The 12673-nt window shown below is 69.0% G+C and carries 9 protein-coding genes; 6 read left to right on the forward strand and 3 right to left on the reverse strand.

The window, feature by feature from the left end:
- The first annotated feature begins 57 nt into the window (after nucleotides 1–57).
- Genes RZE77_RS15825 through RZE77_RS15840 form a run of 4 tightly spaced genes read left to right on the forward strand, consistent with a single transcriptional unit; the run spans nucleotide 58 to nucleotide 6612 of the window.
- A complete protein-coding gene (locus RZE77_RS15825; RefSeq protein WP_319438267.1) occupies nucleotides 58–780 on the forward strand; it encodes a CerR family C-terminal domain-containing protein in 723 nt (240 codons plus the stop codon).
- Nucleotides 777–2276 (forward strand): efflux transporter outer membrane subunit, encoded by a 1500-nt coding sequence (locus tag RZE77_RS15830; RefSeq protein WP_319438268.1) that lies wholly within the window; start codon nucleotides 777–779, stop codon nucleotides 2274–2276. Before RZE77_RS15825 ends, RZE77_RS15830 begins: the two co-directional genes overlap by 4 nt.
- A complete protein-coding gene (locus tag RZE77_RS15835) occupies nucleotides 2273–3505 on the forward strand; it encodes an efflux RND transporter periplasmic adaptor subunit (RefSeq protein WP_319438269.1) in 1233 nt (410 codons plus the stop codon). Before RZE77_RS15830 ends, RZE77_RS15835 begins: the two co-directional genes overlap by 4 nt.
- Nucleotides 3502–6612 carry an efflux RND transporter permease subunit gene (locus tag RZE77_RS15840; RefSeq protein WP_319438270.1) on the forward strand — a complete coding sequence of 1037 codons (3111 nt, stop codon included), beginning with the start codon at nucleotides 3502–3504 and terminating at the stop codon, nucleotides 6610–6612. The genes RZE77_RS15835 and RZE77_RS15840 overlap by 4 nt, the downstream gene beginning before the upstream one ends.
- A 645-nt stretch (nucleotides 6613–7257) precedes the next feature.
- Here the strand turns inward: RZE77_RS15840 and RZE77_RS15845 are convergent.
- From RZE77_RS15845 to RZE77_RS15855, 3 genes are all read right to left on the reverse strand, one after another.
- Entirely contained in the window at nucleotides 7258–8772 is a 1515-nt protein-coding gene (locus RZE77_RS15845; protein ID WP_319438271.1) for a tripartite tricarboxylate transporter permease, read from the reverse strand.
- A 1-nt stretch (nucleotide 8773) separates the two neighbouring features.
- The gene (locus tag RZE77_RS15850; RefSeq protein WP_319438272.1) at nucleotides 8774–9310 is read right to left on the reverse strand and encodes a tripartite tricarboxylate transporter TctB family protein; all 537 of its coding nucleotides are present in this window, start codon (nucleotides 9308–9310) and stop codon (nucleotides 8774–8776) included.
- Nucleotides 9311–9486: 176 nt separating this feature from the next.
- Entirely contained in the window at nucleotides 9487–10446 is a 960-nt protein-coding gene (locus RZE77_RS15855; protein ID WP_047782858.1) for a Bug family tripartite tricarboxylate transporter substrate binding protein, read from the reverse strand.
- Nucleotides 10447–10573: 127 nt separating this feature from the next.
- Here RZE77_RS15855 and RZE77_RS15860 point away from each other — a divergent pair, with 127 nt between their 5' ends.
- Both RZE77_RS15860 and RZE77_RS15865 read left to right on the forward strand, forming a co-directional pair.
- Nucleotides 10574–11254 (forward strand): response regulator transcription factor, encoded by a 681-nt coding sequence (locus RZE77_RS15860; protein WP_319426341.1) that lies wholly within the window; start codon nucleotides 10574–10576, stop codon nucleotides 11252–11254.
- On the forward strand, nucleotides 11251–12672 hold the full coding sequence (locus RZE77_RS15865) for a sensor histidine kinase (protein WP_319438273.1): 1422 nt from the start codon (nucleotides 11251–11253) through the stop codon (nucleotides 12670–12672). The genes RZE77_RS15860 and RZE77_RS15865 overlap by 4 nt, the downstream gene beginning before the upstream one ends.
- Nucleotide 12673: the final 1 nt, after the last annotated feature.

Consider the following 12673-nt stretch of genomic DNA (forward strand, 5'->3'; position numbering starts at 1 on the left):
CTCATCCCGCCATAAGTAAATCAAACGTTTGATTAGCTGCATGGTCTAATCGCCGGCATGAGCGCCTCCGCCCTGCAAGCACTTTCCGCCCGCGCACCGCGCAGCGACGGCGTCGAAGCACGCCAGCGCCTGCTCTACGCCGCCCTCGCGCTGTTCGCCGCCAACGGCTACGCCAAGACCTCGACCCGCGAGATCGCGCGCGCCGCGGGCGTGAACATCTCGGCCATCAGCTATTACTTCGGCGACAAGGCCGGGCTGTATGCCGCCACCTTCGGCGAGCCGATGGGCGGCAACGCGGGCGATTTCATCTCGCTCTATGCCGCGCCCGAGCTGCCGCTGGAAGAAGCGCTGCAGATCTTCTTCACCCGCATGATCGAGCCCCTGAAGCAGGGAGAGATCGTGCGCCAGTGCATCCAGTTGCACCTGCGCGAAATGCTCGAGCCGACCAGCCAGTGGGCCGAGGAGATGGAGCGCGACATCAAGGGCCCGCACAATGCCATTGCCGGCGTGCTGTGCCGCCGCCTGGGCATCGCGCGGCCCGACGACGACGTGCACCGGCTGACCTTTGCCATCACCGGCCTGGCGATGCAGCTTTTCGTGAGCCAGGACCTCGTCGACGCCATACGCCCTTCCTTGCTGAATACGCCGCGCAGCGTGGACACCTGGGCGCAGCGCCTCACCGGCTATGCCGTTGCGCTGGTCGAGGCCGAAGCCCTGCGCCGCCAGGCCACGGCCAGGCCCGCGGCCGCACCTGCCCGTTCCGGGAGAAAGAAGACATGAGACGACTCCGATCGATTGCCGCCCTCTGCCTGCCGCTGGGCCTCGGGCTCGGGCTCGCCGGCTGCGGATTCACGAGGCCGCCCGCCGCCGTCGAGGCGCCCCTTCCCGCGAAGTGGCACGCGCCGCTGCCGCACGGCGGCTCGCTTGCGTCGCTGGCCGACTGGTGGCGCCAGCTCGACGACCCGCTGCTGGTCGAGCTCATTGCCGCGGCCGAGGCCGCGAGCCCCAATGTCGCGAGCGCCGCGGCCCGCGTGGCCGAGGCGCGCTCCACGCGCATCGCGGCCGGCGCGGCGCTGCTGCCCAGCCTGGACGGCACGGCATCGGCCAGCCGCGGCGTCTCGGGCTCTTCGCTCGGCTCGGGCGGCACGAGCGGCTCGTCGAGCGGCAGCAGCCTCTCAGCGATCGCGCCGCTGACCACGCTGCAGGCCGGCCTGCAATCGCAATGGGAGATCGACCTGTTCGGCCGGCTGCGTGCCGATCGCGACGCGGCGCTTCGCCGGCAGGAAAGCGCCGATGCCAAGTGGCACGAGGCGCGCGTTGCGGTGGCGGCCGAAACAGCCAACGCGTACTTTGCAGAACGCGCCTGCCAGCAGCAGCTGCGCGTGTCCGAATCCGATGCCAGGTCGCGCGGCGAAACCGCGCGGCTCACCGACCTGTCGGCGCGCGCCGGCTTCACGGCGCCGGCCGATGCCGCGCTCGCACGCGCCAGCGCTTCCGACGCCTCGGGCCGCCTGACCCAGCAGCGCGCGTTGTGCGCCGTGCAGCGCAAGGCGCTGGTGGCGCTCAGCGGCATCGACGAAACGGCGCTGGAGCAGAAGCTGGCCGCCTCGCCGACCCAGCGCGCGCTGCCGGCGGTGGGCAGCATCGCCAGCGTGCCGGCACAGGCCATCTCGCAGCGGCCCGACGTCTACTCCGCCGAACTCGGCGTGGCAGCCGCCAGCGCCGACGTGGGCTCGGCCGAGGCCGCGCGCTATCCGCGCCTGTCGCTTTCGGGTTCCATCGGCCGCATGCAGATCCGCACCAGCGGCTTCCGCGAATCGCTCGACACCTGGACCGTGGGGCCGGTGTCGCTGACCGTGCCGCTGTTCGACGGCGGCACGCGCGCCGCCAACTCGGATGCGGCCAAGGCCCGCTACACCGAAGCGGTGGCGCTCTACAGGGCCAACGTGCGGCTGGCAGTGCGCGAAGTGGAAGAGGCGCTGGTCAACCTGGACAGCACCAACGCGCGCGCCACCGATGCCGATGCCGCCGTGCAGAACTACCAGGCCTCGTTCGACGCCACCCAGGCGCGCTACCAGAGCGGCCTGGCCAGCCTGTTCGAGCTCGAGGATTCGCGCCGCACGCTCTTTGCCGCGCAGACCGCGCGCGTCTCGCTGCAGCGCGAGCGCACCGAAGCCTGGGTCGCGCTCTACCGCTCCATGGGCGGCGGCTGGGCCCGCCCCGAATCACCCTCAATGACTTCCAACCCGGCCGCCAAGGTCGCGACGTCGCCATGAAAAGAATCAAACGCTCCACCCTTGCCATCGCGCTGCTGGCGCTGGTCGTCATCGTTGCCGCGGCCGTGTGGCTGACCCGCAAGCCCGCGAACGAAGCCGGCACGCCGGCCGCCGCCGCCAAGGGCAAGGACGCCACGCCCGCTTCCCGGCCGACGCTGACCGTGACCGTGGCCAAACCCGAAGCCACCGAGCTGACCCTCACGCTCGCGGCCAACGGCAACGTGGCGGCCTGGCAGGAGGCCAGCGTGGGCTCCGAATCCACCGGCCTCAGGCTCGCCGAAGTGCGCGTGAACGTGGGCGACGTGGTGAAGAAGGGCCAGCTGCTGGCCGTGTTCTCGCCCGAGACGGTGCGCGCGGACATCGCGCAATCGCGCGCCTCGCTCGCCGAGGCCAGGGCCACCGCGGCCGATGCCGCGGGCAACGCGGCGCGTGCCCGCACGCTGCAGGCCACCGGCGCACTGAGCCAGCAGCAGATCAACCAATACCAGACGGCCGAGCAGACCGCCAAGGCGCGCGTCGAGGCCGCCGAAGCCGTGCTCGCAGCGCAGGAAGTGCGCGGCCGCAACACGCAGGTGCTGGCGCCCGACGACGGCGTGATCTCCTCGCGCACCGCCACGGTGGGCAGCGTGGTGGCCGCCGGCACCGAGTTGTTCCGCCTGATTCGCCAGGGCCGGCTCGAATGGCGCGCCGAAGTCACCTCGGCCGAGCTCAGCCGCATTGCCGTGGGCACCACCGCCTTCGTGGTCAGCGCGAGCGGCGCGCAGGTGCGCGGCAAGGTACGCAGCATCGCGCCCACGGTCGATCCGCAGACCCGCGCGGCGCTGGTCTATGTCGACCTGCCGAACGTGCAGCAGAACACCGGCATCAAGGCCGGCATGTTCGCGCGCGGCGACTTCGAGCTGGGGCGCAGCTCCGCGCCCACCGTACCGCAGAGCTCCATCGTTCCGCGCGACGGCTTCAACAACGTCTTCGTGCTGCAGCCCGACAACCGCGTGGCGCAGCTGAAGGTGCAGACCGGCCGCCGCGTCGGCGAGCGCGTGGAGATCACCAGCGCGCTGCCCGAGGGCGCGCAGATCGTGGTGCAGGGCGCCGGCTTCCTGAACGACGGCGACCTGGTGCGCGTGGTGGCGGCAGCGGCCCCTGCAGCCGCGGGCGCCCGGCCCGCCGCAGCGCCGGCCTCGGCCGCCGCGGGCGGCCAGGGCAATGGCGAAACGAGGGCGCGCCCATGAACGTTTCCGCCTGGTCCATCCGCAACCCGATTCCGGCGGTGATGCTGTTCGTGCTGCTCAGCTTCGGCGGGCTGCTGTCCTTCAACGCCATGAAGGTGCAGAACTTCCCGGACATCGACCTGCCGACCGTGACGGTCTCGGCGTCGCTGCCCGGCGCCGCGCCTTCGCAGCTCGAGACCGACGTCGCGCGCAAGCTCGAGAACTCCATTGCCACGGTGCAGGGCCTCAAGCACATCACCACCAAGGTGCAGGACGGCGCGGCCACGCTGATCGTAGAGTTCCGCCTCGAGAAGCCGGTGCAGGAAGCCGTGGACGACGTGCGCTCCGCGGTGCAGCGCGTGCGCGCCGACCTGCCGGCCGACGTGCGCGACCCGGTGGTCACCAAACTCGACTTCGCGGCCCAGCCGGTGCTGGCCTTCACCATCGCCTCGTCGCGCATGGATGGCGAGGCGCTGAGCTGGTTCGTGGACAACGACGTCACCAAGAAGCTGCTCGCGCTGCCCGGCGTGGGCGCGGTGAACCGCGTGGGCGGCGTCACGCGCCAGGTGCACGTCGACCTCGACCCGGCCAAGCTGCAGGCGCTGGGCGCCTCGGCGGCCGACATCTCGCGCCAATTGCGCCAGGTGCAGACCGAAAGCGCGGGCGGCCGCATCGACCTGGGCGGCAGCGAGCAGCCGGTGCGCACCCTGGCCACCGTGCAGTCGGCCGACCAGCTGGCCGACATGCAGATCGCGCTTTCCGATGGCCGCCGCATCCGGCTCGACCAGGTGGCGCGCATCAGCGACACCATCGCCGAGCCGCGCGCCGCGGCGCTGCTCAACGGCAAGCCGGTGGTCGGCTTCGAAGTGGCGCGCAGCCGCGGCGCGAGCGAGGTCGAGGTGGGCCGCGCCATCCAGAAAGCGCTGGCCGAGCTGCGCGCGCAGCGCCCCGACATCGAGCTGACCGAGGCCTTCAATTTCGTCGAGCCGGTGGAAGAAGAGTACGAGGGCTCGCTGCACCTGCTGTACGAGGGCGCGATCCTGGCCGTGATCGTGGTGTGGCTGTTCCTGCGCGACTGGCGCGCCACTTTTGTCTCGGCCGTGGCGCTGCCCATGTCCGTGATACCGGCCTTCATCGGCATGCACCTGCTGGGCTTTTCGGTCAACGTGATCTCGCTGCTCGCGCTCTCGCTGGTGGTGGGCATATTGGTGGACGACGCCATCGTGGAGGTGGAGAACATCGTGCGCCACCTGCGCATGGGCAAGTCACCCTACGAGGCGGCCATGGAGGCGGCCGACGAGATCGGACTGGCGGTGATCGCCACCACCTTCACGCTGATCGCGGTGTTCCTGCCCACCGCCTTCATGAGCGGCGTGGCCGGCAAGTTCTTCAAGCAGTTCGGCTGGACGGCCTCGCTCGCGGTGTTCGCGTCGCTGGTGGTGGCGCGGGTGCTCACGCCGATGATGGCGGCCTACCTGCTGAAGCCGGTGGTCGGTGCCGAGAAGGAGCCGCGCTGGCTCACGGCCTACATGCGCGCCGTGGAATGGAGCACGCACCACCGCTTCAAGACGATGGTGCTCGCCACCCTCTTCTTCTTCGGTTCGCTGGCGATGATTCCGCTGCTGAAGACCGGCTTCATTCCGCCGGACGACAACTCGCAGACGCAGATCTATCTGTCGCTGCCGCCCGGCTCCACGCTCGCGCAGACCACCGCGGCCGCGGAGGAAACGCGCCACCGCGTGATGAAGATCGACCATGTGCGCAGCGTCTACACCACCGTGGCCGGCGGCAGCGCGGGCGGCGATCCGTTCGCCAATTTCGGCACGCCCGAGACGCGCAAGGCCACGCTCACCATCAAGCTCGACGAGCGCGGCGACCGTCCGCGCAAGCAGGTGATCGAGAACCAGATCCGCGCCGCACTCGAAACGCTGCCCGGCGTGCGCAGCACCGTGGGCCTGGGCGGCTCGGGTGAAAAATACATCCTCGCGCTCACCGGCGAAGACCCCGCCGCGCTGGCCAGCGCCGCCAGCGCGGTCGAGAAGGACCTGCGCACGGTGCCCGGCCTCGGCAACATCACTTCCACCGCGAGCCTGATCCGCCCCGAGATCGCCGTGCGCCCCGACTTCGCGCGCGCCGCCGACCTGGGCGTGACCAGCTCGGCCATCGCCGAGACGCTGCGCGTGGCCACGCTGGGCGACTACGACCAGGCGCTGGCCAAGCTCAACCTCGCGCAGCGGCAGGTGCCCATCGTGGTGAAGCTCGAGGACTCGGCGCGGCAGAACCTCGACCTGCTCGGCCGCCTCTCGGTGCCCGGCACGCGCGGGCCGGTCATGCTGAGCCAGGTGGCCTCGCTCACGATGGAAGGCGGCCCGGCCGTCATCGACCGCTACGACCGCTCGCGCAACGTCAACTTCGAGATCGAGCTCTCGGGCGTGGGCCTGGGCGATGCCAAGACCGCGGTCACGGCGCTGCCCTCGATCCAGAAGCTGCCGCCCGGCGTGCGCGTGACCGAGGTGGGCGACGCCGAGGTGATGACGGAACTGTTCAACAGCTTCGGCCTTGCGATGCTCACGGGCGTGCTGTGCATCTACATCGTGCTGGTGCTGCTGTTCAAGGACTTCCTGCATCCGGTGACGATCCTCTGCGCGCTGCCGCTGGCGCTCGGCGGCGCCTTCGTGGGTCTGTTGATCGGGCAGAAGGCGCTGTCGATGCCGTCGCTGATCGGCCTGATCATGCTGATGGGCATTGCCACCAAGAACTCGATCCTGCTGGTGGAATACGCCATCGTGGCGCGCCGCGACCACGGCATGAGCCGCTGGGACGCGCTGCGCGACGCCTGCCACAAGCGCGCGCGGCCCATCATCATGACCACGCTCGCGATGGGTGCCGGCATGCTGCCGATTGCGGTGGGCCTTGGCACCGCGGATTCGAGCTTCCGCTCGCCGATGGCGATGGCGGTGATCGGCGGGCTGATCACGTCGACCGTGCTGAGCCTGCTGGTGGTGCCGGCGGTGTTCACCTACGTGGACGACATCGAGCACTGGATCCGGCGGACGGTGCGCAAGCTGCGCGGGCAGCCGGCTGATCCGCATATTGATGATGATCTGGTGGAGAAGCCGGCTGGTTGATTCTTCGAGTTTTGCTCGGGGGTTGTTTTCCGGGGCCGGGTCTCGCCCCGGCGGGCGACTCACTTTCTTTTGCTTCGCCAAAAGAAAGTAAGCAAAGAAAAGGCGACCCTGCTGTCTGCGTCCCTCCGCTTCGCTGCGGGCAACCTGCGGTGCTCGACTCCGGCGGGGGTCCGCAGAACTCGCTTCGCTCAAACAGCTGCGGCCCTGATCCCGCCTCCACCTGCGCTCCTCGGCGCATACAGAAGGGGGGGAGCCGGGCAGCCTTCGCTCTCGCTCGGCCCCAATACCAACAGCCCAACTCGATACCAACCACCGCAGGCGCAGCGCGCCTGCGGTGGCTTGGTGGCCGAGCGAAGCAAAGGCCCGTTCGGTTCCCAATCCCCTCTGTATGCGCCGAGGAGCGGAGGGTTTCGCGGATCAGGGCTCGCAGCTGTTTGAGCGAAGCGAGTTCTGCGAGACCCCGCGAAACCCGAGCACCGCAGGTTGCCCGCAGCGAAGCGAAGGGTCGCAGACAGTGGGGTCGCCTTTCTTTTGCCTACGTTTCTTTGGCGAAGCAAAGAAAAGTAGGTCGCCCGCCGGGGCGAGACCCGGCCCCGGGGAAAAAACACCAGGCAAGCGTCAAGAAGACTCTCGCCCAAATGAGCTTCAGGCTGCCAGCCTCGCCAGCTTGCGTTCACTCATCCGCTTAGCAACCCGCGGCAACACCAGCACAGCCACGATGACAACCACCAGCGTGATCGACATCGGCCGCTGGAAGAACACCGCGGCGCTGCCCTCCCCGATGGACATCGCATTGCGCAGCTGCGCTTCGGCCAGAGGCCCGAGGATCATGCCCACCACCACGGGTGCGGTCGGAAAGTCGAAGCGCCGCATCGCCACGCCGAGCAGGCCGATGCCGTAGAGCAGGAACAGGTCGAATGCGCTCTGGCGCATGCCGTAGGCCCCCACCGTCGCAAAGATCAGGATGCCGGCGTAGAGCTGCGGCTTGGGAATCTTCAGCAGCTTGACCCACAGGCCCACCATCGGCAGGTTCAGCACCAGCAGCATCACGTTGCCGATGTAGAGCGAGGCGATCAGCGCCCACACCAGCGCAGCCGAGGTGGTGAACAGCTGCGGCCCTGGCTGGATGCCGTAGTTCTGGAACGCGCCCAGCAGGATGGCGGTGGTGTTCGACGTGGGAATGCCGAGCGTGAGCAGCGGGATCAGCGCCGCGGTCACCGTGGCGTTGTTGGCGGCTTCGGGGCCGGCCACGCCTTCGATGGCGCCCTTGGTGCCGAACTCGGCCTTGGCTTCCGCGTCCTTGGCCAGCTTCTTTTCGGTCGCATAGCTCAGGAAGGTCGGAATCTCGGTGCCGCCGGCCGGAATGCAGCCGAACGGCGTGCCGATGGCGGTGCCGCGCAGCCATGCCGGAATCGAGCGCTTCCAGTCGCGCCCGGTCATGTGGACGCGGGTCAGCTTGTTCTGGCCCTCGACCACCTTGCCCTCGTAGAGCACGGCATACAGCACCTCGGCCACCGCGAACAGGCCCACGGCCACCAGCACGATCTCGATGCCGTCGAGCAGTTCGGGAATGCCGCCGGTGTAGCGGCCCTGGCCCGAGATCTGGTCGAGCCCGACGCAGCCGGCCGCCAGGCCGATGAACAGCGCCGTCATGCCGCGCAGCGTGCTCTTGCCGAGCACCGCGCTCACCGTGGTGAAGGCCAGCAGCATCAGCAGGAAATACTCGGGCGGCCCGAGCTTCACGGCGAACTCGGCCACGAACGGCGCGAACAGCGTGACGATCACGGTGGCAATGGTGCCGGCCACGAACGAGCCGATGGCGGCGGTGGCGAGCGCCGCGCCCGCCCTGCCGCTCTTGGCCATCTTGTTGCCTTCCATCGCCGTCACCATGCTGGCCGTTTCGCCGGGCGTGTTGAGCAGGATGGAAGTGGTCGAGCCGCCGTACATGGCGCCGTAATAGATGCCCGAGAAGAAGATCATCGAGGCCGTGATGTCGACCTTGCCGGTAATGGGCAGCAGCATGGCCACCGCCACGGCCGGGCCGATGCCCGGCAGCACGCCCACGGCCGTTCCCAGTGCGCAGCCCACCAGGCACCAGAGCAGATTGACAGGGGTGATCGCCGCGGCGAAACCCGTCATGAGTGCGTTGAAGATTTCCATGTCAGATCCAGCCGGTGGTCGTGAGGCCCGGCAGGTTGATGGCCAGGAACTTGGTGAACATCCAGAACACGGGCGCCGAGATGAGCGCGCCGGTCAGGAGGTCGATGGCCCAGGTGCGCGGCTGGTTGGCCGAGGGCTGGCCGCCCGCGCGGCGCAGGCCCTGCACCGCCAGCACGTAGCACAGCGTGCAGCTCAGGATGAAACCCAGCGTGGTGATCAGCGCTGCATTGAGCAGCAGGCCGGCCGACACCCAGACGAAGCCCGGCCAGTAGGCGTGCTCCGCGTCCGAGGGTACGTCGAGCTCGCGAAAACCGCCGGTGCGCGCTTCCCAGAGAATCCAGGCGCCGCACAGCGTGAGCGCGCTCGACACCAGCCAGGGCAGGAAATTGGGCCCGACACCGCCGTAGCCGGCCTCGGAAGAAATGCCGATGGCGCCGAAAGCCAGTGCCAGCCCGGTCAGCAGCACGCCGGCCCCGACCAGGGTTTGCGGCCACATGGCCGCAGGTTGCGGCGAGACCGAGGATTCTGGAGTTGTCATTTTTTGCTCCCGCAGTCAGGGAAAGGAACGGGGCCCGCTGAAAGCCCCCTACTCGAAAGAGCCCCCGTCTCCTTCCAGGAACACCGAGGAACCGGCTCCGCCGGGCCTCTGGTGTTGCCCCCGGTAGGGGGTTGGCGTAGCGACACGAAGTGCGCGAAGACTGGGGGCGAGCGAAATCAAATCATCCCGGACTTGGCCATGATGGCGCGCAGGCTCGCGAAGTCGTCATCGACGAACTTGGCAAAGGCCTCGCCCGAAAGCACGGCCGGCGTCCAGTCGTTCTTCTTGAGCGATTCGGCCCACGACGGGCTCTTGAGCGCGGCCAGCACCATGTCGGTCAGCGCCTTGCGCTGCTCGGCGCTGATGCCGGGGGCGCCGTACACGCCGCGCCAGTTGCCGATCTCCACGTCGATGCCCTGCTCCTTGAGCGTGGGCACGTTGATGCCCGGCAGGCGCTGGGCCGACGTGACCGCAATGGCCTTCATCTTGCCGGCGGCGATGTATTCGGCGAACTCGCTGTAGCCGCTGCCACCGATGGTGACGTTGCCGCCCAGGATGGCGGCCGTGGCTTCGCCGCCGCCGCGGAAGGCCACGTAGTTGATCTTGGACGGATCGGCGCCGACCTTCTGCGCGATCATGGCCGCGGCAATGTGCTCGGTGGAGCCGCGCGAACCGCCGCCCCACTTGACGCTGCCCGGGTCCTTCTTGAGCTGCTCGACCACGTCCTTCATGGTCTTGAAGGGCGAATTGGCCGGCAGCACGAACACGTTGTATTCGGTGGTCATGCGCGCAATCGGCGTGGCCTGCGAGAGATTGACCGGCGGCTTGCCGGTGATGATGCCGCCGAGCATGACGGAGCCCATCACCATGAGCGCGTTCGGATCGCCCTTGGAGCCGTTCACGAACTGGGCCAGGCCCAGCGCGCCGGCGGCGCCGCCCTTGTTGTCGTAGGTGACCGTGTCGGCCAGCTTGGCTTCGGTCAGGGCCTTGCCCAGCGCGCGGCCCGTGGTATCCCAGCCGCCGCCCGGGTTGGCTGGAACCATCATCTTGACGTTGGCTGCGGCGCGTGCCGACAACGGCAGGGCTCCGGCGGCGGCCAGCGCGGCCAATGACTTCAAAAAGGTGTCGCGACGCATCGTTGTCTCCTGAAAACTAAAGAAAACCTGACTTGGACCTGAGCCGCTATCATGCGCCGCCCTGCTGTCAGTTGGCTGTCCACCGGACTGGGGAAAACACCGAAGTACCATTCCCCCTCCACACCCCATGAAGCTGCTGCTGGTCGAAGACGATCCCTCGATGCAGGTCACCCTGCAGCGCGCCCTCGCCCGCAGCAAGATCGACGTGCGCATCTGCGGCGACGGCGCGCTGGCCGTCGAGCAGTGGCGAGAGCTGGAGCCCGACGTGGTGGCGCTCGACCTGAGCCTGCCCAACCTCGACGGCCTGCAGGTGCTGGCCCAGGCGCGCGCCGCGGGGCTGCGCACGCCCGTGCTGCTGCTCACGGCCCGCGGCACGGTCGGCGACCGCATCATGGGCCTGAACGCCGGCGCCGACGACTACCTGCCCAAGCCCTTCGATCTCGACGAACTGGAAGCGCGCATCCGCGCACTGCGCCGGCGCCACCAGAATGCCGGCGCCGACGCGGGCCCGAACCCGCAGGAAGTGGGCGGGCTGCGCTTCGAGCCCGAAAGCGGTGCCATCTATCACAAGAGCGGCATCCTGGAGCTCACGCCGCGCGAACTGGCGCTGCTCAAGGCGCTGATGACGAAGCCCGGCCATGCCGTGAGCAAGGAGCGGCTCTTCGAGCTCGTGTTCCCGGGCGAGACCGATGTGCAGTACGAGGCCATCGAGGTGGTGGTGTATCGGCTGCGCAAGAAGCTCGCGGGCACCGGCGCGGCGCTGATGACGCTGCGCGGGCTGGGCTACCTGCTGCGCGCCGAGCCATGAAGACCGCCCTGTCGCTGCGCGCGAGGCTGCTGTTCGGCATTCTCGCGCCGGTGGCGCTGTTCATCGTGATCAACAGCGTGAGCCTGTACCGGCAGAGCCTGGCCGCGGCCACCACGGCCTACGACCGCACGCTGCTCGCATCGGCCAAGACCATCGGCGAGCAGCTCGACGTGGAAGGCTACGACGAGAACGCGCGGCTGCGCGCCATCGTGCCCTATTCCGCGCTCGAGGCCTTCGAGGCCGACAACCGCAGCCGCCTTTTCTATCGCGTTTCCGCGCTCGACGGCGAGATGGTCTCGGGCTTTGCCGAGCTGCCGTTCTGGCGCGGCCGCATCCCCGACCGCGGGGCCTATGCGGCCCTGGTCGACTTCTACGACGCGCGCTTTCGCGACCAGCCGGTGCGGGTGGCGGTCATGCTGCAGCCCGTGGCCAGCGCGCGCGGCCGCGGCATGGCCGTGGTGCAGGTGGCCGAAACCCTGGAGCTGCGTGAAACGCTGGTGCGCAAGCTGCTGGTGGACATGCTGTGGCGCCAGCTGCTGCTGATGGGCGTGATCGCGCTGGTGACCGTCTTCGTGGTGCAGCGCGCCACGCGGCCGGTGCGCGAGCTCGGCGAAGCCATCGAGAAGCGCGCGGCCGACGATCTTTCCCCCATCGACGCGCCCGATGCGCCGCGCGAACTGCGCCCGCTGGTCGACGCCACCACCGAGGTCATGGGTCGGCTGCAGCGCCTGCTCGACCACCAGAAGCGCTTCGTGCGCGACAGTGCCCATCAATTGCGCACGCCGCTCGCGGTGCTCAAGGCGCAGGTGCAGTCCGCGCGGCGCGGCGACGTGCCGCCCGAGCAGGCGCTGGGCGAGATCAGCCAGACCGTGGAGCGCGCCACCACGCTCGCCAACCAGATGCTGTCGCTTGCCAAGGTCGAGCAGCTGCGCCAGCAGCCGGAATCGGTGCCGCTGGAGCTCGGCGGCGTGGTGCGCCAGATGGCGCTGGACGTGTCACCGCTGATCGCCGACAAGGCGCTCGACTTCGAACTGGCCATCGACGGGCCCGTCACCGTGCGTGCGCACCAATGGATGCTGCAGGAACTCACGCGCAACCTGCTGCACAACGCCATCAAGCAGAGCCCGCGCGGCGGCGCCCTTTCGGTGATGGTGCGCTGCGAAGGCCAGGAAGCCGTGCTGACGGTGCGTGACCAGGGGCCCGGCATTGCGGCCGACCTGCGCCAGCGTCTGTTCGCGCCGTTTTCCGCCGGCGACACGGCCAGCGGCTCGGGGCTGGGCCTGGCCATCTGCCGCGAGATCGTGCTCGCGCTCGGCGGACGCATCACCCTCGACAACCGCAGCACGCAGGAAAATTCCGCACAGGTGATCGGCCTCGATGCTGTCGTGCGGCTGCCTGCCCTGCACCACAATCCCTGAA

The organism is Variovorax sp. SPNA7, from assembly GCF_033807855.1.
GTDB classification, from domain to species: domain Bacteria; phylum Pseudomonadota; class Gammaproteobacteria; order Burkholderiales; family Burkholderiaceae_C; genus Variovorax; species Variovorax beijingensis.

Excerpts from the sequence above, each read along its gene's own strand:
- RZE77_RS15845 (WP_319438271.1), bottom strand. The coding sequence starts at position 8,772 with ATGGAAATCTTCAACGCACTCATGACGGGTTTCGCCGCGGCGATCACC.
- RZE77_RS15840 (WP_319438270.1), top strand. The coding sequence starts at position 3,502 with ATGAACGTTTCCGCCTGGTCCATCCGCAACCCGATTCCGGCGGTGATG.
- RZE77_RS15825 (WP_319438267.1), top strand. The coding sequence starts at position 58 with ATGAGCGCCTCCGCCCTGCAAGCACTTTCCGCCCGCGCACCGCGCAGC.
- RZE77_RS15865 (WP_319438273.1), top strand. The coding sequence starts at position 11,251 with ATGAAGACCGCCCTGTCGCTGCGCGCGAGGCTGCTGTTCGGCATTCTC.
- RZE77_RS15835 (WP_319438269.1), top strand. The coding sequence starts at position 2,273 with ATGAAAAGAATCAAACGCTCCACCCTTGCCATCGCGCTGCTGGCGCTG.
- RZE77_RS15860 (WP_319426341.1), top strand. The coding sequence starts at position 10,574 with ATGAAGCTGCTGCTGGTCGAAGACGATCCCTCGATGCAGGTCACCCTG.
- RZE77_RS15850 (WP_319438272.1), bottom strand. The coding sequence starts at position 9,310 with ATGACAACTCCAGAATCCTCGGTCTCGCCGCAACCTGCGGCCATGTGG.
- RZE77_RS15855 (WP_047782858.1), bottom strand. The coding sequence starts at position 10,446 with ATGCGTCGCGACACCTTTTTGAAGTCATTGGCCGCGCTGGCCGCCGCC.
- RZE77_RS15830 (WP_319438268.1), top strand. The coding sequence starts at position 777 with ATGAGACGACTCCGATCGATTGCCGCCCTCTGCCTGCCGCTGGGCCTC.